The sequence below is a fragment of the Bacillus sp. ES1-5 genome, from assembly GCF_022487605.1.
Classification (GTDB): domain Bacteria; phylum Bacillota; class Bacilli; order Bacillales; family Bacillaceae_G; genus Bacillus_A; species Bacillus_A wiedmannii.
Map to the genome: position 1 here is coordinate 1,701,662 of NZ_JAKVPU010000001.1, position 23,577 is coordinate 1,725,238.

The 23,577-nt window shown below is 36.6% G+C and carries 21 protein-coding genes and 1 pseudogene; 5 read left to right on the plus strand and 17 right to left on the minus strand.

Annotation, left to right across the window (positions count from 1 at the left end):
* The first annotated feature begins 4 nt into the window (after positions 1–4).
* From gerPD to gerPF, 3 genes are read left to right on the plus strand one after another with little or no spacing between them, the layout of a single operon-like run.
* Complete coding sequence (gene gerPD / locus MKO96_RS08785; RefSeq protein WP_001102341.1) at positions 5–199, plus strand: spore germination protein GerPD; 195 nt, start codon at positions 5–7, stop codon at positions 197–199.
* 15 nt (positions 200–214) lie between these two features.
* Positions 215–601, plus strand: a complete 387-nt coding sequence (locus tag MKO96_RS08790; RefSeq protein ID WP_098095406.1) for a spore germination protein GerPE — start codon at positions 215–217, stop codon at positions 599–601.
* A 42-nt stretch (positions 602–643) separates the two neighbouring features.
* A complete protein-coding gene (gerPF, locus tag MKO96_RS08795; RefSeq protein ID WP_001141570.1) occupies positions 644–859 on the plus strand; it encodes a spore germination protein GerPF in 216 nt (71 codons plus the stop codon).
* Between the two features lie 82 nt (positions 860–941).
* On the opposite strand, the gene MKO96_RS08800 is transcribed toward gerPF, so the two are convergent.
* The 6 genes from MKO96_RS08800 to MKO96_RS08825 form a co-directional block, all read right to left on the minus strand.
* Positions 942–1,229, minus strand: coding sequence for an RNA polymerase alpha subunit C-terminal domain-containing protein (locus tag MKO96_RS08800; protein WP_240587258.1), 288 nt, complete (start codon positions 1,227–1,229; stop codon positions 942–944).
* Positions 1,230–1,241: 12 nt separating this feature from the next.
* Entirely contained in the window at positions 1,242–4,967 is a 3,726-nt protein-coding gene (addA, locus tag MKO96_RS08805) for a helicase-exonuclease AddAB subunit AddA (protein ID WP_240587259.1), read from the minus strand.
* Entirely contained in the window at positions 4,964–8,479 is a 3,516-nt protein-coding gene (gene addB, locus MKO96_RS08810; RefSeq protein WP_240587260.1) for a helicase-exonuclease AddAB subunit AddB, read from the minus strand. Before addB ends, addA begins: the two co-directional genes overlap by 4 nt.
* 116 nt (positions 8,480–8,595) lie before the next feature.
* On the minus strand, positions 8,596–9,159 hold the full coding sequence (gene lepB, locus MKO96_RS08815; protein ID WP_240587261.1) for a signal peptidase I: 564 nt from the start codon (positions 9,157–9,159) through the stop codon (positions 8,596–8,598).
* A 56-nt stretch (positions 9,160–9,215) separates the two neighbouring features.
* Positions 9,216–9,809, minus strand: coding sequence for a TVP38/TMEM64 family protein (locus MKO96_RS08820; protein ID WP_000347517.1), 594 nt, complete (start codon positions 9,807–9,809; stop codon positions 9,216–9,218).
* 388 nt (positions 9,810–10,197) lie between these two features.
* Entirely contained in the window at positions 10,198–10,779 is a 582-nt protein-coding gene (locus MKO96_RS08825) for a competence protein ComK (protein ID WP_240587262.1), read from the minus strand.
* Positions 10,780–11,062: 283 nt separating this feature from the next.
* On the opposite strand from MKO96_RS08825, the gene MKO96_RS08830 reads away from it, so the two are divergent.
* Positions 11,063–11,248, plus strand: a complete 186-nt coding sequence (locus MKO96_RS08830) for a hypothetical protein (RefSeq protein ID WP_000391440.1) — start codon at positions 11,063–11,065, stop codon at positions 11,246–11,248.
* A gap of 25 nt (positions 11,249–11,273) precedes the next feature.
* On the opposite strand, the pseudogene MKO96_RS08835 reads toward MKO96_RS08830, so the two are convergent.
* Positions 11,274–11,512 (minus strand): annotated as a pseudogene (locus MKO96_RS08835) (hypothetical protein).
* Between the two features lie 81 nt (positions 11,513–11,593).
* Positions 11,594–11,797 (minus strand): RNA chaperone/antiterminator CspA, encoded by a 204-nt coding sequence (gene cspA, locus MKO96_RS08840; protein ID WP_000301522.1) that lies wholly within the window; start codon positions 11,795–11,797, stop codon positions 11,594–11,596.
* Between the two features lie 370 nt (positions 11,798–12,167).
* Between cspA and MKO96_RS08845 the strand changes: the two genes are divergently transcribed.
* Positions 12,168–12,959, plus strand: coding sequence for a phosphotransferase (locus tag MKO96_RS08845; protein ID WP_240587263.1), 792 nt, complete (start codon positions 12,168–12,170; stop codon positions 12,957–12,959).
* Positions 12,960–13,060: 101 nt separating this feature from the next.
* On the opposite strand, the gene aceA is transcribed toward MKO96_RS08845, so the two are convergent.
* The 9 genes from aceA to MKO96_RS08890 all read right to left on the minus strand — a co-directional run bounded on the left by aceA (position 13,061) and on the right by MKO96_RS08890 (position 23,575).
* Positions 13,061–14,338 (minus strand): isocitrate lyase, encoded by a 1,278-nt coding sequence (gene aceA, locus MKO96_RS08850; RefSeq protein ID WP_000787360.1) that lies wholly within the window; start codon positions 14,336–14,338, stop codon positions 13,061–13,063.
* 21 nt (positions 14,339–14,359) lie between these two features.
* A complete protein-coding gene (aceB, locus tag MKO96_RS08855; protein ID WP_240587264.1) occupies positions 14,360–15,949 on the minus strand; it encodes a malate synthase A in 1,590 nt (529 codons plus the stop codon).
* A gap of 189 nt (positions 15,950–16,138) precedes the next feature.
* On the minus strand, positions 16,139–16,801 hold the full coding sequence (locus tag MKO96_RS08860) for an S-layer homology domain-containing protein (RefSeq protein WP_240587265.1): 663 nt from the start codon (positions 16,799–16,801) through the stop codon (positions 16,139–16,141).
* Positions 16,802–17,139: 338 nt separating this feature from the next.
* Positions 17,140–17,799, minus strand: a complete 660-nt coding sequence (locus MKO96_RS08865; protein WP_087979757.1) for an S-layer homology domain-containing protein — start codon at positions 17,797–17,799, stop codon at positions 17,140–17,142.
* Between the two features lie 451 nt (positions 17,800–18,250).
* Positions 18,251–18,922, minus strand: coding sequence for an S-layer homology domain-containing protein (locus tag MKO96_RS08870; protein ID WP_240587266.1), 672 nt, complete (start codon positions 18,920–18,922; stop codon positions 18,251–18,253).
* Positions 18,923–19,005: 83 nt separating this feature from the next.
* Entirely contained in the window at positions 19,006–19,908 is a 903-nt protein-coding gene (locus MKO96_RS08875; protein WP_240587267.1) for a DMT family transporter, read from the minus strand.
* Between the two features lie 211 nt (positions 19,909–20,119).
* The gene (locus tag MKO96_RS08880; RefSeq protein ID WP_240587268.1) at positions 20,120–21,847 is read right to left on the minus strand and encodes a methyl-accepting chemotaxis protein; all 1,728 of its coding nucleotides are present in this window, start codon (positions 21,845–21,847) and stop codon (positions 20,120–20,122) included.
* A gap of 136 nt (positions 21,848–21,983) precedes the next feature.
* Positions 21,984–23,252, minus strand: a complete 1,269-nt coding sequence (locus MKO96_RS08885; protein WP_240587269.1) for a M48 family metallopeptidase — start codon at positions 23,250–23,252, stop codon at positions 21,984–21,986.
* 134 nt (positions 23,253–23,386) lie between these two features.
* Positions 23,387–23,575, minus strand: coding sequence for a hypothetical protein (locus tag MKO96_RS08890; RefSeq protein WP_016088942.1), 189 nt, complete (start codon positions 23,573–23,575; stop codon positions 23,387–23,389).
* Positions 23,576–23,577: the final 2 nt, after the last annotated feature.

The following is a 23,577-nucleotide window of genomic DNA, read 5'->3' on the forward strand; positions in this document are numbered from 1 at the left end:
ATGTATGAATGTTAACGTTGTAAATCGCGAGTTAAAAGTCGGACAGATTAAAATGAACGGTGTATCATCATCCGCACTCTTTTTAATTGGGGATGCAAATTTCCTCATACTATCTTCTATTCTTGATACACCATTTGAAACTGTTACAGAGGGTCCATTTGTACCACTAGTCACAGATGTCCCCCCTACTCCAGGTTAAGGAGACTGAGAAACTATGTTACATCATGTGTCTGTTGTCCAAAATGTTTCTATTATTTCTTTAGGGATTACTGCCGTATTTCAAGTTGGAGATGCCAATCAAATGGAATTAAAAAGTAGAGCTCTTGCCGTCCATAGGGAAATTCCTTGTTATATAAAAGACGAAGGCCGCTTAGACGCATTTGAAATCTTTACAGATGAACACATCACAATCCCAAAACGAACGACAAATGTAAAATTAAACATTGTAAATGAATGCCCTTTTATTGAAGTAAACAATGTTGAATTGCGAACACTTTTAAATTCTGGTTGCTTTCAAATTGGAAATGTTGATTATGTTTTTAATAACTCTCGTATTATGCAAATCCGCCAATATATTACGGATGAACCTTCCGCACAATAATTCATATAGTAATTAAAAAGCTTAGTAAAGTAGGTGGATAGTATGCCTTCTGTTGTTGGAAATCTCGTCGTTCAAAACAGTAATGGTTCGTTCAATTTAGGGGATTTTTATAACGTGTCTCCGAAAGAGAATACGAAAGCTTATAATGGATCCGGAGCTTCCAATGTTGGATTTGTCGTAAACACTTTTAGCGGCGTTAGTGCAACAAACACGTTTGATTCTGATGTGGCCGATCAAGATCAGATCGGAACAGCGTAAAAAAAGTAGGAGATATTCTCCTACTTTTTTTCTTTTATCTCATTCAAGATTATCAAAAAACTCCACTGTTTACTGTTTCATTTTATTTAAATGATAATCCGTTCTCCTCCAAAGCCTTTCTAAGCTTCGGCAAAGATGCTGGTCCCATACCATGTAGTTTTAAAATTTCTTTTTCACTACACTTTGAGAGTTCTTCTACAGTGTGAATTCCATGATGTTGTAACGCATTTCGTGCTGGTGATGACAGAAGTGAAAGAAATCCTGTTTTAGGTTTCTTTTCTTTCTCACAATCTGGGCAAGTTGGACAATCGCTACTTTTATAATACTCATGTCCCTGTTCACAAGTTCTTAACGTTTTTTCCATTGCCATTTTCAAGTCCCTCTATTCCTCAACTTTGACAACATGATTGCCATCAAAGAAGTATAAGCATTTCTCTTTCACAGGATGTTGCAAGCTTTTTTCAAGCGCCTTTGCATATAACGAAAGCTGTACTTTATATCGATCTTCTAAAATTGGTTTCGCTTGATCGAATCCGCCTGGGAACTTCCCTTCAATCGTATCCGTTTTGAAGTCGATTAAAGTGATACCATCTTCCTCTTCAATCATGCAGTCGATAACCCCTTGGACAAGAATTGTTTCGTCACTCTTACCTTGCCAATCTTGATACGCCTCTTCTGCCGCAAGCATCATCGTAAATGGTACTTCACGCTCAACACTTTTCGCCGCTAATACCCTTTTACCTAGGTCACTGTCAAAGAATGAAATCACTTTTTCAATTGCTATTTCTTCAGCTTGTTCGAATGTTAATAATTCCTTATTTACCATTCCAGCAATTTGCTCCCGAATCACTTCTTCTGTAATCGGCTTCTTCAAATCAACATGCTGCATAACAGCGTGAACTGCCGTACCTCTTTCAGCATACGTTAATCCTTTTTTCTCCATAAAACGAGGACGCGTTTTAATTGGCGCACGCAGTTTTTTAATAAAGGCGTTATCGCTACCTTCTTCAGATTGATAATTTCTCTTTATTTCTGTAACAGACTGTTTCGCACGGTGAGATGTTGCTTCCTCATATCCGTACTTCCACATTAATCTTTCATACACTTCTTCTTTTCGTTCACTTTGTAGCGGAACAGCCTTTTTCTCACGAAGTGCTTCTAACAATTCTTGTTTCTCTTCTTGAACCGGTTCCGGTGCAAGTAACGTTTTGCCGTCAACAACTTCTACTTTCCAGCTCGTGTCATATTCATAAATTTCACCCGGAATGCTTCCTTGTCCTAATTCAAGAAGCATTTCACTATCACGATGTCTATATAATGAAGGTGCAATCCAGTCTAAATAACAAGACGCTCCGGCACGTATATGGTCTGGTAATAACCAATCACTATGCTCCCTTGCATCGAGCCATTTTTCCATTTCTTTATTGGCATCTTTAACCGTTCCAATTAAAATTAACTTCTCTTTCGCACGCGTTAACGCTACGTATAACACGCGCATTTCTTCCGCGATTAATTCCATTTTCATTTTACGCTTAATCGCTAGTTGCGATAATGTCGTATATTTAATTCGTTTACGAGGATCGATAAATTGTGAACCGAAACCGAAGTCTTTATGCAGTAAGAAACGTTTCATTAAATCTTGTGTATTAAAACGGCGACCAAGTCCCGCAACAAACACGACTGGGAACTCTAATCCCTTACTTTTATGAATCGTCATAATACGAACGACATCTTCTTGTTCACCTAAAGCTCTCGCCGTACCCATATCATCACCGCGTTCTAAAATACGCTCAATAAAGCGTAAGAAGCGGAATAATCCTCTAAACGATGTTGCTTCATATTGCCTTGCGCGGTCATATAGTACGCGTAAGTTTGCTTGCCTTTGCTTTCCGGCTGGTAAACCGCCGACAAAGTCGTAATAACCTGTCTCACCGTACACTTTCCAAATTAAATCAGAAAGTGACTGTTGACGCGCGAATTCACGCCATCCTTGCAGTAAGTTATAAAACCACTGTAATTTATCATGTAATTCTTGTTCTTCTTCAAGCGGTGCCCCTTTTAAGAATGAACTCATTACTTCATAAAACGAACCTTTCTTTCCATGAGCACGAAGCGTCGCAAGTTCTTCATCATTTAGTCCAACGATTGGTGAACGAAGTACGGCGGCAAGCGGAATATCTTGCATCGGATTATCGATCACGCGGAATACGTTCATCATGATATTTACTTCTGTCGCTTCAAAGTAACCAGTCGCAAGATCAGCGTATACTGGAATTCCTTGCAGCTTTAACTCTTCCATAATTTGCGGCGCCCACGGCATAGAGCGAAGTAAAATAACGAAGTCACGGTATTGCACAGGGCGCATACTATCCGTTTTCCGGTCATACACTTCATAACCTGAATCGACCATCGCTTTAATGCGCTGCGCCATAAGACGAGCTTCAAGTTGAGCTTTTTCTACTTCTGCACCTTCTTCTCCGTCTTGCGCTTCTTCTTCTGTTTGCTGAATGCATAGTAGTTCAGCCGCTACATCTTCACCTTCTGGATAGCTAGCACCTAGCTTCAATTCAGCGTCTGCATCGTAGTCGATTTCTCCGACTTCTTCACCCATAATTTGTTTGAAAATAAAGTTCGTACCTGCTAACACTTCATGACGACTACGGAAGTTTTTCGCTAAATCGATCTTCATTCCGCCGTCTAATCCTTCTTGTGTGAAGCGTTTATACTTTCCTAGGAACAGGCCTGGTTCTGCTAGTCGGAAACGATAAATCGACTGTTTTACGTCGCCAACCATGAACAAGTTCCCTTCACTCTCAGAATCTTTCGTTACGAATTTAATAATGGATTCCTGTACAAAGTTCGTATCTTGATATTCATCGACTAGTACTTCAGCAAATTTATTACGATATTGAAGCGCTACTGCTGATGGCTTCATTTCACCACTTTCACTTTGTTCACTTAAAATTTGTAAACAGAAATGTTCTAAATCTGTGAAATCGACCATTCCTTTATCTCGTTTCATCGCTTGGAAACGCTCTGTAAATACTTTTACAAGCTGTACGAGTTTTTCTAATACAGGATGCATATCTTGAAAATCTCGTAAGAAACTTTCAGGTCTGCGGCTAAATAACTCTTCTTGTAATTTCTTCACTTCATCTTTCGCTTTATTACGAAGAGAGTCTACTTGTTTTACAACATCCTCGTTGTAATCACTTTTCTTAATACGCTTTAACGTTTGCCACGATACATTTTGCATCGCTTCATATACACTTGTCCACGACTCACAAGCAGCCGATGACAACGTTCCAAGTAAAACTGCATCTGCTTGCAGGGTTTCAATGCGGGGCGCCGGACCGTCAGGAAGCATTGCGAGTTCAGTCGCTTTACGAATATGTGCCTCTGCTGTTTCAAGCTGGAATTTCACATCTTCTAATAAGTAAGAAGCATACACTAAATCTTCAATTGTCTTTCCTTCCACGTCGTATGCTTCTACTAATTTATCGAGCCATTTTTCCGGATTTGGATGCGCTCTTGATTCTGTATGAAGCGCTAAAATCATACGCTGTAAGTCATCATCACTACGGTCACTCGTATAACGGTCAACAAGTTCAAAGAAAATACTATTATCTTCGATTCCATACTCTTCTTCTAATATGTCATCTAACACTTCTTCTTTTAATAATTCGTTTTCTGTTTGATTCGCAATGCGGAAACGAGGGTCAACATCAAGCATGTAGTAGTATCCTCTAATTACTTGTAAACAAAAGGAATGGATCGTCGAAATAGAAGCTTTATTTAATAAGCTAAGCTGCTTTCTTACGTGCTGCGATCCTGGCTCATCAATTAATACTTTTTCTAACGCTTCCCCAATTCTGTTTTTCATCTCTTGCGCCGCTGCATTCGTAAATGTTACAACGAGCAGGCGGTCGACATCGACTGGGTTTTCTTCATTTATAATCTTTTTAATAATACGTTCAACTAATACTGCTGTTTTCCCTGATCCAGCTGCTGCCGCGACTAAAATATCACGTCCGTTCGCTACAACCGCTTTCCACTGGTCATCCGTCCACTGACTACCTTCTGGTTTTTTAGGCCAATTTTCAATCATTCTCCGCCAACCTCCTCTCTAATTTTCTCCATCGCTTCGCTATCTTTCATATCTTTTAGCGTACGGAACTGGTTATCTTCCAGTGATTCATCGAACTGACAAACAGATTTGAAGTTACAGAACGTACACGCCGCTTTATTCCCCTTTTTATAAGGAGCAATATCAATAACGCCTTCTGTAATGTCTTTTCCGATATTTTCAAACGTATGGTGTACGTATTTTTGAAGCACGTTAAACTCTTGTTCACTTGCAATGCTCGAACGTGCACTAAAGCTACCGTCTTTTTTCAAACCAGCAGAAATAATATCAGAACTTCCTGTTGAAAGTTTGTTATCCATTAAACGAACAACATCAGCGTCTCCTAGTACGAGTCCTTTCATTTTAAATTTCTTTAAAATTTCTTTCTCAATTTCTGCTTCAGATGCGTCACCTTTCATCTCAACGATCGGGTTATGAATATGGAAGTACAGTACACCAGCCGGTGATGCCGTGCCGCCTTTCTTCATCCACGTATGTGCATTTGAAGTAACAACATCTAAATACGTTAACATTTGAAGTGCTAATCCGTAATACACTTCCGTTAAATCTAACGCTTTTGAGCTTGATTTATAATCAATAATACGTAGGAACGTTCCGTTTTCATCTTCCGCCTTATCAACACGGTCAATACGACCAACTACTTCCATCTTTACACCATTTGGTAATGAGAATTCCATCGGCGGAAGCGATCCTGTACCACCCATACCGAATGGCACTTCTAAATCAACTGGTACGAAACCGCTTGACTTCGCATGTTCACGAAGAATGATTGATGTACGGAAAATGATTTGTTGTAGTTTTTGTTTTAAATAGAAATGACGATTTGAACTTAATAAAATTTGTCTTTGTAATAACGGTGCAATTTCTTCTATTACTACAGCCGAAAGATGCTCACACTCTTTTATTGATAAATCCGCCCAAGTACGGTTTTCACGTAATAGCCTGTCCGCAATTCTCTTCAGCGCTGCATGGAATAGTTCCCCGATATCTGGTGCATCCAATTTGAAAATATCACGCTCTCTTAAGGATAAACCGTGCTGCGCGAAATGAGCATATGCGCAACGGTTAAATAGTTCCATACGAGATACGCTTCCTTTTATTTTATCTCCATATAAATCTCTACTTACAACTGTACTTAGCTTTTGCGCACGATTTCGGTAGAATAAACTTGATAATACGCGGCTACTTTTTTGTTTCCATTCATCTGAAGTTACGTAGAAGTTATATACATCCCACCAAAAATCTAAATTCCCTTCAAATCCATATCGCTTCCACGTTTGAAGTTGCTGCATAACATATGACAACGTTACTTCTGGCGTTGCTACGTATGAAATTTGTTCCGAACGTGATAAATCATTTACGTCATTTGTAATAAATGTATCTTTCACATCAGGGAACATTCTTTTTATTTTCTTAATAAAGCTAGACGCAAGTAACGTCTTCCCTTCCTCATCTGCAAGCGGGCATGAAATATATAATTTCTCAGTTGCTCTCGTTACCATTTGGTACATAACGAACTGTTCTTCTAATAAGGTTTGTCTCGTCGTTGGTGCTAATTCGATACCTGCAACGCTAAGAACATCTCTTTCCTCATCAGAGAGCATCCCTTCATCCATCGGTGCTGCCGGAATAACTCCTTCATTCACGCCAATGACAAATGTTGCTTTCACATTTGATAATCTTGAACGATCAATATTAGCAATTAACACTTGGTCTAATGACGGCGGAATGTTTGCGAATTGAAGTGCCTCAAGACCTGTCGACATAACATCTGTGAACATAGAAAGTGACATTTTCTCTTCGCCAAGCATCTCAACGAACGTATCAAGAAGACTCATTACTTCTTCCCATACTTGCTCATGATCTGTCGCAAATAAGAAATCTCCGCTCTCTTCTGCACGAATACGTAATGCTTCTAGTTTTTTTGGAACGTCTAGCTCTTCTAAAAATAAATAAACAGCTTCGCACATTTGCATAACTGTTCCCGCTCGCTTCAGTCTTTTTTGCATACGAATAACAGGCGTTCTTACAACGTCGCGCAGTCGATTTATTCTCTCTTCCATTTCACGTTCACTGTCTGTAATCATCTCGTCCGTATCGTCAAGAGAACGATAGCGGCGATACATCCACGGATCCTCAGAAGTCCATCTCTTCCCTTGTACACCGTACGCTAAACAGTAATTTTCAAACTCATCCATCTCTTCGCGCATCGTTTCTTTTCTTACGTCTAGTGGATATAAAAGCTCTGTTTTCACGCAGCGGAACACTGCATCATAACGCCAATTTCCGCTAATAATCTCGAGTGCAGAACGAATGCATTCTACTAGCGGATGATGTGACATCGGGCGTTTTTCATCGATGAAATGTGGGATGTTATAATCTGTAAATAGCGTTCGCATCACATCGTAATAACTTTCTCCGTTACGAAGAAGGACTGCAATGTCGCGGTAACGATACTGTTCATCTGCGACAAGTTTACGAATTTCACGAGCAACACCTTCTACTTCCGCTCGTAAATTCGCGGCTGTACTAATCGTTACACTCGCTTCACCGCTAAATTTCTCATTCGGACGTGCTTCATAATGAGCTTCTAAATGAGCTAATGCTGGAGAATGAAAACGAGGCTGTTCCATAAGTGGAATTGTTTTTTCAATTTCTATTTTCTCTTCGCGCGCTACTTGTTTTATTTTTTCATATGTTAACGTTGTTTCAAAAAATAAATCTAGTTCATTTACTGGCTGTGCTAACGTTCTTTCATCTATCGTTAACGTAATCGTAACCCTCGCTCCGCAAATCATAAGCTGCCTTAAAATTTCAAGCTCTTGCGGAGAAAATGAATGAAATCCATCTATATAAATTTCAGCACCATTTACATATTCAGACTGCGGAAGCTTTTCCACTAGCAATTGCAGGTAGTCTTCTGAATCTAAATATTTGCCGATTAAAGCACGTTCAAAATCATCATATAATAACTGTAAATCATACACTTTATTCGCTAATAGCTTTTGCTCTGCACTACTACTATGCGCATCTAATTGTTGCCACATTTCATATACATTAGACGGCGTCACATTGTAACGTTTAAACTCCGCAATCATACTACCTAGATGTTCAAAGAAGCCATTTTGCTCCGCTGCTTTTTGGAACACCGATAATCCCTCTTTACGAGATTCTACAATTTTACGAAGTAACATATGTACACCGGCTTCATCAATGTGAAGACGACTCGCTCCACCAACTTCTTGCAACACCTTCCACGCTAATCGTGAAAAACTAAAAACTTGTGCCCGAATAGAACCTCTTACATCCTCACTCCCGATTAACGCCTGCTGCGTTTGGAATGTCATCTGTTCTGGCACAAGATATAATATTGTTTTCCCTCTTGGACGCTGCTGTAACTCTTTTTGCACTTCGTGTAAACAAAGTGTACTTTTTCCACTTCCCGCTCTACCAATCACAAATCGAAGTGACATGTAACCCCACCTTTCACTTACATAACGAACGTTAGTTTGCTACTATAATTGTATTATAGTACACGAAAAAAGACAAACTGAGTTGTTTGTCTTTTTCTATACTTCTACCTATTGTATCAACCTTTTGAAAAATTCGTTTGCACCTCTTGAATTGGCCAATATCGTAAATCAACTTTACCGACAACTGTATCAGCTTTTACAAATCCGAAGTGTCTACTATCCCAGCTTCCAAGGCGGTTATCACCTATTACAAAAATATAGCCAGGTGGCACAAGCTTTTCTTTCGTCAATTCTTCTAATCTAAAATCACCTGTTAGTTGTCGTCCATTTATCTCTTTCTTATACGTCTCTAAATAAGGTTCATCCACGAATTGTCCATTTATATATAGCTTATCATGCTTATATTCAATATGATCCCCCGGTAAACCGATAATTCGTTTTACATAGTCCTCTTTTTTATTCGCATGAAACACAACAACATCAAACCTATTCAAGTCCCCTACTTGATAACTCACCTTATTTACAACAAGCATATTGCCATCTTGCAATGTCGGCATCATTGACTTCCCCTCTACAACGTACGTTGAAAAGAAAAACGTTCGAAAAAATACAGCTAATAGTACACCAATTAAAATTGTTCGTATCCACTCTATGCCTTCTTTTTTCAAAGTTTTCTTCATCCGCTTCTCCCCTTACCCTTTAATAATGAAGCCTGCATTTATAAAGAAGACTATTCTTAATGTAGTTCTAACTTTACTTCGATTTTCTTGCCGACATACCATAAAATAAAAATACCAATTGCTACAATGACTGATTTCACCGGATTATGAATAAATGACATTAAATCATGACCGATATACGTTAAAATAAAAATCATCACAAGCTTTCCGAACGCGAGCGCAAGTCCAAACTGCTTTACACTAATGCGAGATAAACCAGCAACAACATTTATAAGCGCAGACGGTGTAAACGGAAAACAAAATATAACGAAAATTGGCGCAAACCCTTTCCTTTCAATCCACCCCATTGCCTTTCGTACTCTCTCATGCTTATTTACAAAAGAAAAGAAACGACTTCGGCCAAAATGGCGAATAATGAAAAAGACAAGTAAGGCGCCCATTACTGATCCAAGCCAAGAATAAAGAAAACCGAGCCAAAATCCAAATGCAACAGCATTCGCCAGTACAAATACGATGAGTGGCAATGCCGGAATCAACGCTTCTATCATCGGTAAACCAATACCAAGAAGTGGTCCGAACGCTTTATAGCTTTCAACAATATGATCCATATTTTCTGGTGAAAAATACTCTTTGATTGTCTGAAAATCCATTCTACACTTTACCCCTTTACTCTAAGTACTACCTCTACTGTATCATCGCTTATATGAAAGAGGAAATGGTAGATACGACATATGGAGATGTAATTATTAAGTTTCCATATCTTTCATTAGAATTCCTTCATTATTACGCTATGATAATCTATCAATATTCGACAAGACGTTTTGCGATTTTGGAAATGATCCTTTTGTTTTAGTGGCAAATTCCTCGGTAACTGAAATTATGTCGGCGATTTTCTTAATATATCGATTGTAATTCGCATTTTATCAGCGATTTTTCAAATATATCAACCACAACTCGATTTTTATCAGCGATTTTCCGAATATATCGACTTACCGACAAAAGCTGACAAATAAAAAAGATGGGGGTTCCCCCATCCTCTCACATTTCGCCTTCCTTAACAAAATACACTTTCTCATATGCTGGTTTTAATCTAGATTCCTCATTTTTATCAATTAATTTGAAGGAAGGATTTCCTTGTTTTTTTCTACGATCTTCATATTCAGTACGCAATTTCGCTGTACGATTTTGTTGATTTTCAAAACTACTTTTTGATATTTCTAATTTCACAGCAAAGTCATTTATAAATCTAACAATAACATTTCCATCTTTTAACTCTTTATTACTTTCAATATAAAACTGAGACAACCAAGCGCATTCTTTTCTAGAGTAAGAATAAGTAGGGAAAAAATAAAGTTGATCTGCCGGACTAATTGCAATCGGTGCTTTATGTGTAATATGAGTTAACTCTTTCGTTCCTTCTTTTCTACCTAAGAAACTAGAGCCATGCTTGCGGCAACTTCTTTCTATAATATCTAGGGGCCTTTGAAATACGAAAAAAGAATCTTCCATCTCAACAACTCGTGTAACAATTTTCTTCTCACTTAGAATAACAGGAAGTAAGGCCATTGTATTTTTATTTACCACATAGTTTTCGACATAGCGTTCTACTTTACTTTCCATATTCTACTGTCTCCTTTTTTCCATTTATATTAGCAGCTGCATATATAATTTTAGCATCTATGAAAAGGAAATGGCTTACAGATTCCGCTTTTTTACAATACTTTATCATTTGTCAAATATCTTTCAAATTATTAAATAACAATATATTAATTTTATAATAAAAAGCTATACAAAATGTATTTATACTACCGATAAATATTTACAACTACTTCCCCATTTCGCATCATTACGACAATTAACTTTGCTATAATTAAAGGGAAAATCCAATATATGGAGGTCCACTATGGAAGAAAAAGAAATGCAACCAACGATTCAAATGAAAAATAGCAGCATTGTGATCGTGAAAAACTCATCCAGCATTATATTCGGCTTATTTTTCATTCTACTATTCTTTGCAAAGCCTTTTCGTAAATCGAAATGCTCTGAATGTAAGAAACGCGAAAAGAAAAAGATTGGAAAAGAAGAGTAAAAGGCCTTCCATTTTGGAAAGCCTTTTACTCTTCTTCGTCCTCAAAAAAACGACTATTTTTTCTTCTTCATATTTTCTTCCAAGATTCTCTATTTCTCTTTCAATTTGTAATAGAACTATATATCGCTCTTCATTTAAAACGAGAGAACGAGATTTCTTCAAAACAATTAACGTCACTTTATCATGTTTATACGTTTTCGCATATGCTTTTATCTCTTCAATCGTATTGTGCAAGTCTTCGTTACCTCTACGAACACCAAGTATTACTTCATTGTGCTCCTATATTACAATAACAAAAAAAGGGATGGCAGCAGCCATCCCTTTTTTCCATAATAAACTATAAAATTATAGTTTGATTACGTTTTTAGCTTGAGGTCCACGGTTACCTTCTTCGATTTCGAAGCTAACTTTTTGACCTTCTTCTAAAGATTTGAAACCTTCAGTTTCGATTGCAGAGAAATGTACGAATACATCGTTTTCGCCTGGAACTTCGATGAAACCGAAGCCTTTTTCGTTGTTAAACCATTTTACTTGTCCTGTTACTGCCATAATTATTTCCTCCTAAAGAAAACACAATTTATTTTAGTCTTCCTGTCTAAAAAAAGAATCCACACATTATCAAATACGAAACATAAACTAGTTCTCACATACTTTTTCTCGTTCGTTTTCAGCACTTGATAACATATGGATTGCTTAATTTAACTATTCAACTGGGACTATCATAGCACATTAAAATAAAATGTACAATCTTTTTTGAAAATAACTGACAAATTAAATTGATTGTACATTCGTAAATATTTGATTTCAACATGTGCGGATTTCACTTTAAAATGAACACACATCATTTGAATGCGATTACATCCTTTATTCTGAAGTGTTACAATATAATCGTACAGTCGTTATATTGGAGGGGGATTATATGTCAAACTACGCCAACGAAGAAAAGCTTACAGGGGGAAATGTATCAAATGTGTATCGTTCTGAAAATACTGTTCGGCGAAAATTAAAGCCAGATAGTGCAAAAATTCATACATTATTACAGCACTTAGAAAACAAAGGGTTTCATCATGCTCCAAAGTTTTTAGGTATAGATGAAAAAGATAGAGAGATTTTATCTTTTATAGAAGGAGACGCTGGAAATTATCCGTTAAAAGAATATATGCGATCTAATGCTGTTTTAAAAGAGATAGCAAAGATGCTCCGCCTTTATCATGATGCGGTAAGTGACTTTCCCTTATCAGATGAATGGCAACCGATGGATCGTACTCCGACTGACATTGAGGTTTTATGCCACAATGATTTTGCCATATACAATATTATTTTTAATGATGAAAAACCAGTAGGCATTATTGATTTTGATGTTGCTGCTCCTGGTCCAAGAATTTGGGATATCGCTTATACGCTTTATACTTGTATACCTTTAAGTAGAGTGTATTATACAGAATCGGGTGAAGCAGTTCATTATGAATCGGCACAACATGCTAGCCGTATGAAAGAAAGAGTGAAATTGTTTGTGCAGTCCTACGGTAAAAGTATGGACGAAGATTACTTAGGAATGGTGTTACTACGATTAGAAGCGTTATGTACATATATGAAAAGAAAAGCACAAGAAGGCGACTTGAATTTCCAAAGAATGATTGATGAAGGACATTTAGAGCATTATGAAAAAGATATGGAGTTTATTCGTAACCATAAAGCAGAGTGGATTTAATCATATTGTCTTTTTTTGTCGGTAAGTCGATATATTTTCATTTACTCTCGCATCGTTCAGAACATAACAAGGGGCACCATTTAAAAAGGTGCCCCTTCCTTTTATTTCGTAAACTGTGCTTCTTCTGTAGATCCTTTTAGCGCTGTCGTTGATGAAGTACCCCCTGTAATAACTTGCGCTACTTCATCAAAGTAGCCTGTTCCTACTTCGCGTTGATGACGAGTTGCAGAGTAGCCGTGTTTTTCTGCTGCGAATTCTGCTTGTTGTAGTTCAGAGTACGCTGCCATGCCGCGCTCTTTATAGCCGCGTGCTAATTCAAACATGCCGTAGTTTAACGAGTGGAATCCAGCAAGTGTTACGAACTGGAACTTATAACCGTAAGATGCGATTTCTTTTTGGAAGCTCGCAATTGTTTTCTCATCTAGTTTTTGTTTCCAGTTAAATGAAGGTGAACAGTTGTATGCAAGCAATTTCCCTGGATGTTCTTTATGAATTGCGTCCGCAAATCGTTTTGCATCTTCTAAATTTGGTTCAGATGTTTCACACCAAACGAGATCTGCATAAGGAGCGTATGCTAAACCACGTGCAATTGCTTGATCAAGTCCTGCTTTCGTACGGTAAAATCCTTCCGGTGTTCTTTCACCTGTAATAAACGCTTTATCAACTGGATCGATATCGCTCGTAATTAAATCTGCTGCATCCGCATCTGTTCTTGCAACAATAATTGTCGGCACTCCCATTACGTCTGCTGCAAGGCGTGCCGAAATTAAATTACGCACCGCTGTTTGCGTTGGTAATAATACTTTTCCGCCTAAATGGCCGCATTTTTTCTCTGAAGACAATTGATCTTCAAAGTGCACACCTGATGCACCTGCTTCAATCATACCTTTCATCAGTTCAAATACGTTTAATTGTCCGCCAAATCCTGCTTCTGCATCTGCTACAATCGGTACGAAATAATCTGTATCATCGCTTCCTTCCATATGCTGAATTTGATCCGCACGTTGAAGTGTTTGATTAATTCGTTTCACTACAGCAGGTACGCTATTCGCTGGATATAAACTTTGGTCTGGATACATATGTCCAGAAAGGTTCGCATCCGCCGCGACTTGCCATCCACTTAAATAAATTGCTTTTAGCCCCGCTTTCACTTGTTGCATCGCTTGGTTTCCTGTTAATGCGCCAAGTGCATTAATGTAATCTTCCGTATGAAGCGACGACCAAAGCTTTTCAGCACCTCGGCGCGCTAGTGTATGTTCAATATCAATTGACCCACGCAAGCGAATTACATCTTCTGCCGAATATGGACGTGTAATCCCTTTCCAGCGCGTATCTAGTTCCCAGCTCTCTTGTAATTTCTCGATTCTTTCGTTTTTCATTTGTTCCATCCCCTTTTCACTTTATAAAATTTCATAACCCGGTAATGTTAAAAATGGTACGAATTCATCATTTCGAACGAGATTTGTAAACAACGTTGTCGCCTCTTGGAATCTCCCTTTCTTAAAGGCTTCCTTACCAATCTCTCTTTCTATTTTTGCTAATTCTTCTTCTTTTAGCTCTTCCATCAATTCAAGCGTAATATTACGGCCGTCATGTAGCTTTCCACCTTCATGACGAATCCATTGCCATACTTGTGCCCTAGAAATTTCCGCTGTTGCCGCATCTTCCATTAAGTTATAAATTGGTGCTGCTCCCCGTCCGCTTAACCAAGATGCAATATATTGAATGCCTACGCTAATATTTAGGCGAAGCCCCTCTTCTGTAATCGTTCCCACTGGCACTTCTAATAAATCCTTCTCTGTAACATGTATTTCTTCACGTTTTCTAAAAATTTGATTTGGTGTTTTCATAATGTGATTAAATACTTCCATCGCGACTGGTACAAGTCCCGGGTGGGCAACCCAAGTCCCATCGTGACCGTCTAAAGCTTCGCGCTCCTTATCTGCACGCACTTTTTCAAAAGCTGCTTCATTCGCTTCTGGATTGTTTTTAATCGGAATTTGCGCTGCCATTCCTCCAATAGCTGGTGCATTACGGCGGTGACACGTTTGAATAACTTTCAAAGAATACGCGCGCATAAACGGCGCCGTCATCGTGACTTGCGCTCTATCTGGAAGTAAAAATTTATTATGTTTACGGAAACTCTTTAGAAAGCTGAAAATATAATCCCATCTTCCGCAATTTAACCCAGCAGAATGATCTTTAAGCTCATACAAAATTTCATCCATTTCAAACGAAGCGTGAATTGTTTCCAGTAACACCGTCGCTTTAATCGTTCCGTTTGGAATACCGATATATTTTTGAGCAAATACGAAAACATCATTCCATAACCTTGCTTCTAAATGGCTTTCCATTTTCGGTAAGTAAAAGTATGGACCGCTTCCTTTTGCTAAAAGAGCTTTCGCATTATGGAAAAAATAAAGTCCGAAATCAACTAAGCTACCAGACATATTCTTCCCATCAACTTGCATATGTTTTTCTTCTAAATGCCATCCTCTTGGACGCACAATTAATACTGCTGTTTTACTATTTAAACGATATTCTTTTCCGTTTTCATTTTTATGTGAAATCGTTCCCTGCACTGCATCTCGTAAATTTATTTGACCTTCAATCGCATTTTCCCAAGTTGGTGAATTCGAATCTTCGAAATCTGCCATAAAAAGATGCGCTCCTGAATTTAAAGCGTTAATAACCATCTTTCTATCCACTGGTCCAGTAATCTCTACGCGACGATCCTCTAAATCTTTTGGCAATTGAGCAATTGTCCAATCCGCTTCACGTATGCGCTTTGTTTCTTCTAAAAACTTCGGAAACTTTCCTGCATCAATTCTCTTTTGTTTCTCCGCACGCTTTTGTAAAAGTTCTATGCGGCGCTTATTAAAATTTTCATGTAGTTCCTTTAAAAAACTAAGCGCCTCAGGTGTCAATATTTCGTTGTACGCTGGTAACATTTCTCCGGGCAATGTAACCCGTGAAGTTTGCGTCGACATATTAGCATCCCCTTCTTAAACTGTTTTATAACAGATTTGATTTTATGTTTTATATTATATAACAAATCTTCAGAAAAGGAAGTTTTTTTTGAAAATTTAATCGTTTTTTTACAAAACTGTATTCCCCCAACGGTATTACACATAAAAAAAGAAGCCAGTGTTATACAACACCGACTCCTTTTTTATTATTTATTTAAACATTGAATTAAATAAGAACTGCGCATATTGTTCACGTGTTACTTTCATGTTCGGAGCGAAGTTACCCTTTCCATCTCCTACTGAAATACCATTTGAACCTACTGCATTAATCGCATTTTCTGCCCAATGTCCCTTTGGTACATCTTTAAATTTTGCTGTTCCTTGTACTTGTAATCCAAATGCTCTTGTAAGAACTTGCGCCATTTCTGCACGTGTTAACGTAGCTTTTGGTCTGAAGTTTCCATTCTCGTCACCTGTAAAGATACCTAATTCTGTTACTGCTAAAACTTCAAAAGGAAACATCGTTGAGTTATCATCAACAATATCATTATATGGGCTTTCTAATACCTCATCTTCACCAAATTCTTCATCAAGATCTAGTGCGCGATAAATTAAAGCGGCTACTTGTTCACGATTTACGTTATGTCCAAAACCAAACATACCATTTCCGTAGCCAAGCATAATTTCATGTTCTGCTAAAGTTTGAATTGCTTCATAAGACCAATGTCCTGCTGGTACATCTTTAAAGATTGCCTGGCTTGCTTGTTGTGGCTTTGCAGCTAATTCAGCTTTTGCTGTAGTCCCCTCAGCACTAAATGCTACTCCACTCATAATTGTTAAAGCTGTTGCTACTTTTAGAATTTTTTTCTTCAAAGTATTCTCTCCCTAAAAACATATTTTTTTCTAATATAAAGAATTAACGAAAGCGTAACAATACAATTCCCATGTGATTTTTGTCTAATTTATGAACTATATTTCATATACTTTTATTTACACTCTATTAATAATAAAGTTACTAAATAGCATATTTAAACAAGAAAAAGTCACTTTATTCAATCTCTTCTTATCCACTAAATTCCAACAAATAAATTATGAACAGAAAATCGATATACTTATAAATAATATAAAACAAGAAAAAGCGTGGGATTTCCGCGCTTTTTTCTTGTTTTATATTATATTGATATAGTTTAAATGTCCTTATATTTTAACTTTCATTCATAATCTTCATCTTTTACAGGAAAATAAAAAACAGCTCTATTTAAAAACGTTGCATATTGCTCACGTGTTACAACTGTATTCGGTTCAAATTTCCCATTTCCTGTTCCTACTATGACATGATTAGACTGCAGTGCACTAATCGCATTTTTTGCCCAATGATTACTTGGTACATCTTTAAATGTATGATTCTTCTTCACTTCAAATGTAAATGCCTTTGTAAGAATTTGCGCCATTTCTGCACGTGTTACTGGTGCGGCTGGTCTAAAGTTTCCTTTTTCATCGCCGTTAAAAATACCATGCTTTGTTAATACTAAAATTTCATCTAAAAACATTGTTGCCCTCTCAGAAATATCTTTATATGGATTCTTTAAAGGTCCTTCTTTTTTCAAATTCAATGTACGATAAAGTACTGCTGCTACTTGTTCTCGTGTTACATTATCTCCTACACCAAACTTACCATTTCCATAGCCTAACATTACTTTATTGTATACTACGTCCATTATATCGTCATATGCCCAGTAATTTACTGGAACATCATCAAACACAATCATTTCTGGATATTCTTCTGCTTTTACGTTTGGAACATTTGTACTTATAAACAAGCCGCCCATAATAGTTACCGTTGCCATTATACGTAACATGTTCTTCTTCATTGCCCTCTCCCCTTTATCTCCATTTGAAAAAACGGAAAATAATAGACTGAAATCCTTTCCAATATTACATATGTTGCCTTCGCACCCATTATGCAATATATTACATTTAAAAAATCTATTATTGTGAAAATCACTACTAAAGGAGAGCCAATTCGCTCTCAGTTTCAATTTTTATACCGAATTGTACGCAAATCATTTCCCTTTCCTATCGTCATTTAAAGGTGTTTCTATACATTAAATATTCTACTTTCTAAAAAAGAAATCCTTCACATTTTAAAAGTTCATTTTCTAGACAAAAAACGCAAATATATTTTGTTACTCCTTATATATCGACGTTTCGACAAAGAATATCAACTGGACTACAACATACGAAAATAATAACCTATCTATTAATAAAAGCCCATAATGAGCGGAGGATATCTCCTCTACAAATTATGAGCTTTCTCTTTATCTATTCCATTTTCCCTGGAGAATTATCAATTGATCGTTGTAAAAACTTCGCAAATTGCCCGCGTGTAACGAGCATTTCAGGCTCGAACTTTCCATCTCCCGTTCCTACCGCAACTTTATTAGACTGTAATGCGCTAATTGCATCTCTTGCCCAATGGTTTTCTGGTATATCTGTAAATGTATGTGGACTCTTTGTTTTCAACTCGTATGCTTTCGTTAAAATTTGTGATAACTCTGCACGAGTCAGTGTTGCTTTCGGACGGAAATTCCCATTTTCGTCTCCTTTAAAAATACCAAGCTGTGTTAAGTGTAAAATTTCGTAAGGGAACATGGTTGATTTCACACTAATATCTCCATATGGATTCTCATTAATTACACTTCCTTTTACATGAAGTGCGCGATGTAATACTGCCGCCGCTTGCTCACGTGTTATATGATCTTCTACCCCAAACTTACCATTTCCATACCCATACATAATGCGATGATATACTAAATTCGTAATTTCATCATATGCCCAATGACCTGTTGTTACATCATCAAACTCTATCATAATATTAGGACCAGATTTTTCGATAACATCTGTATTTGCTGACACACCATTTGCACCTACAAATATTCCTCCCATTAAAGTTAACGATGTCGCTACCTTTACTAGCTTTTTCATCTCTCTCATCTGCCTTTTCCTTTATTTTCCTACATTTTATATTGTACAAAAAATAAGAAAATTTTCAATAGAATACATCTGATTATTTACAATTAAGAATACAAACTTTCTTTTACTGCTATTTTTTCATCCTTCGCTTTTCGAAAAGAAAATGCCATCCCTAAAAAGATAAGAACAATCCCTACTACTTGCATACTAGTTGGTCTAAATCCGGTAAAGACTGTATCTAATAGGATTGCAACCGCAGGATCTAAAAACACTAATACAGAAATTAATCTCGTCGATAAACCTCTTAAACTATCAAAAAATAAGTAATATACAAATCCCGTATGTATAAGACCTGTCGCTGTGATCATCATCCAGTTCATCTCTGTTAACCCTTGAAACTTGCCAAAGTCTACGAATGGTAGCAATAAAAATATACCTAAAAATGTTTGTAAAAATGTCATCGCATATGCGCTCGTATGCTGAATTCCTTTTCCTAATAAAGTGGTAAAAGCATAAAATAATGCTGCAAGAAGTGCCCATACCATTCCAGATGACATCAGTTTTTCGAGCGATAGACTTCCATCTACTCCAGCTACTAAAACTGTACCGATAAAACAAATGACAATGGACATAACAGCAAACACTGTAAGTCTCTCTTTAAATACAATACTACCAATCATTAATACGATAATGGGTGCAAGATGATAAACTGAAATCGCAATTGTAATCGACATAACTTCAAACGCTTTAAATAGAAATACCCAGTTAAAAACGAGAAATACACCGCATGCTAATATTTGTACAATTTCTTTTTTATTCCATTTCTCACTTTTATACTGTCCTGTTACGAGCCAACATAATGCTAAAAATATAGTCGCACAAATGCAACGAACGAATACTAATTCAAAAGACGGTAAACCTGTTTGAGTAGAAAAAAATCCAATTGATCCGAAAATAGACATCGAAAGGATCATTTTTATAGCTGGCATTGATTTTTTATTGAACACCCTTTCTCTCCTCCTATAACCTACCTTTTACAAACGAAAAATCTCCAAAACATTACGTATTATTATATATTATAATTGTAAAATTGTAAAAAATTAGAATTTACAAAATATATCCCTCACAAAATTCCCATAAAAAAATCATCCTTTTTACATAGGATGATCTTTTTATTCATTGAGAAGAATTTTTCTATATCAAAAATTAAATATACTACTACTTTTGAAGAGTAAATTGGGCAACTATTTGTTTTAATCCTCCTGCTGCATTATGCATATGTTCAATTGAAACCGAGATCTCTTGAACAGATTTTTCTTGCTGTTGAATAGACTCTTTTACCCTATCAGTTCGGTCAGATGATCTTTGGGAAATTTGAGCCATGTCTTCTGCAGAAGCCGAAATCTCTTCACTACTCGCTGCAATTTCATCTGTAGACATAGATACCGTTTGAATTTGCTCAGATACTTGCTGTACTTTTTCTGTAATTTTTCCAAATACTTTTTCTGTATGCATTACTACTTGTGTACCTGCCTGTACCTCATTATCTACTTTCCCCATCATATGTACCGTATGGTTCGTTGTTCCCATAACTTGAGTAATAAGCTTCTCAATTTGTTTTGCAGAATCACTAGATTGTTCTGCTAATTTTCTTACTTCATCTGCCACAATTGCAAATCCTCTACCACTTTCCCCAGCACGTGCAGCCTCAATTGCGGCGTTTAATGCTAATAAGTTAATTTGAGAGGTAATACCTTGCATAACATCAATGATTTTAACAATTTCTTCTGATTGTTCTTTCATAGTCTCTACTTGTTTCACACCGCTATGTACTGAATTTTGGATTATATCCATCTGTTGAATCATTTGTTTCATTAACTTATTACCACTTTCTGCATCTAATGCCGACTGAGCAGACAATTCATTTACAGAGGATGATGTATCCACTATACTCTGCATTCCTTGTGTCAACTCTTCCATCGCACCCGCAGTTTGTGCCATTGCTTGCATTTGGCTCTCTGCACCATTTGCAACTTCTTCAATATCTATAGTGATTTTCTTCGCTGCACCACTAGATACTTCCGATGCAGATACTACTCCGTCTGCATGTTGGAATAAAAGCTGAATATTATTATCTACCTCTTTCATATTTGTTCTTAACCCTGTAATCATTTCATTAAAATCACTTACTAATACACCTAATTCATCTTTAGCATTATACTCACCATGTACAGTTAAATCTCCCTCTTTCGCTCTTTCCATCATACGACTAACCGTTTGTAAAGGAGCAACTATAAGCCTGCTAATAATATAACTCACTATACATATAACGATTGTAGTAACTACTACAAGAACGATAAAAGTAATAACGGACCTATCTATCATTTTTTGAGAATCTTTAAATACTTGGTCAGCTAAATTTGAAACATACGCTTCTAGATCTACAGCATAACTAGCTAACTCTACTCCCTGCGGTTTTAATTCCTTATGAAATTCGTTTACCATTTGAGATTCATTTGTTACCTTCGCTTTATTAAACAACTTCTTATATGTCTCCATATAACTTGGCAAAGATTTCTTCATCTTCTGAAACAGTTCATCCTCTTGCTTACTTAAATTAACGCCATCATCATATTCTTTTAATAAAGAATCATATTTTTTAAGATCCTTTTCAACATTACTAATAATCCCCTCTTTATTTGTCCCCTCATTTGGTGACGTTGTAATTAATTCTAGTAAGTTATATTCTAGTGAATTTTGTGTACGAAGCATTCCTTCTAATATAACTGCAGAATTTTGATAATCATCTACTACAATCTCTGTATCGTGCTTAATCTTATTAATAGAATTAATTGCTACACAGCTCATAATTGTCATACCCAAAACTGCTAATGAGATAAGTAAGAATAATTTATGTTTCACTTTTAAATTTTGTAAAAAATACATATTTCCACCTTTATTCCTTTATATATAGATTTTTAGAATTTTATAGCTTATTATTTACAAAATCACAATAAAAAGCAATGATAAATATTCCCAATATCAAACTTATATCTCTATAAAAAAAGAAGTAGCATAATAGCTACTCCTTTTTGCTTTGTTTCTCATATTGTTCAAACGTATGAATTCTTTCGAAAATTGGTGGATGTGTGTATAAGAAAAACTTCACTAATGCAGGCGGATTTACTTGGCTTAAACTCGTTTTTGATAAGTATTGAAACGTTTTCACACCAGATTCCCCATCTTTCGTCATATCTAAAGCATATTGATCTGCCGCTCGTTCTTCTATACGAGAAACATAGTTTGTTGCTGGCTGTGATGCAAAAGAGAGTACAGAAGAAATTAAGAAAAATAAAGGTAAAATTGAGAAACATGCTACTTTTGAAATTTGCAGCGTATCTCCCCATTTTCGAATACACATATTGATAATACGACTAATGAGATACATCCCTATAAACGATAGCAATACATAACTCGCAACGCCCCAATATATATGTTTCATAACATAATGCCCCATTTCATGGGCCATTATAAATAAAATCTCTTTATCTTTTAATTGCTTAAGCGTTGTATCCCACATTACAATACGAGCGTTAGGGCCAATTCCTGTTACATATGCATTTAATGCATTCGTTTTTTCCGACATATTTACTTCATATACATGTTTAGCTGGAATGTCAGCTTTTTCTGCTATCGCTAAAATCTTCGTTTCTAATTCTTTATTTTTCAGCGTCGAGAAGTCGTTATACAGTGGATCAATAACGACAGGCTGTATGAATGTTAAAAAGATTGTAAATGGAACAGAGAGTGCCCATCCCGCTAGCCACCATCTCTTAGGGAATTTACGAATGAGCCATAACAGAACAGTAACTACGATTAACATCGTCGCATAACTCTCCCAAAAACCGATAACGTGATCTTTTATCCAGCTTTGTGTACTTTGCGTTGAAATGCCGTAATCAACGGACACTTTTCGACTAATCCATTGCATCGGCAGGGCTAGAACTGTTGTGAGTAGTGATAAATAAAAGAAATAAATCGCAACTTGCAGGACACTTATTTTCGTCGTTTCCTTCGACCATTTCTCAAACTTTCTTGAAACACCGAGCACAAGTACAAATAATAAAATAATCCATTCAAGAGGCGTCGCTAAAAAGTACAGTAAATTTTTCACGCGCGAATAATCTTGGCTTAGCGTAAGCTCTCTTGCATTCATAAACGTTTCTGGATCTGCCTTTGTTCCTTTATACATGTCCGGAATCAGTTCATGATTCCATCCAAATAAATACCAATATATAAGCAACGCAAACCCAACGTACAAAAAAAGCGACCACCCAATAACCTTCCTCACGCTATTCCCTCCTCTATGCTGCCTGTCTATTATTATTGTAAGTTCGTACATGCTAAATTAGAACAAGCTTATTAAGCGAATTGCTCGAGATTCTTCTAGTTATATAAAAAAACTCTTCTACAAAAAGAAGAGTTTTACCTACCTTTAGACACTTTCTTCGGTTCATACTCTGGGATAAGAAACGTACTTACAACCCAACATATTAAACCAGCGCCTTTTATATAGCGTATATATTCATAGTCTTGAAAAAATAAAGTCGTTACAATAAGCGTAAAAAATCCAATTAAAACTAGTACGTATCCTATTTGCTTCTTAGATAACATAA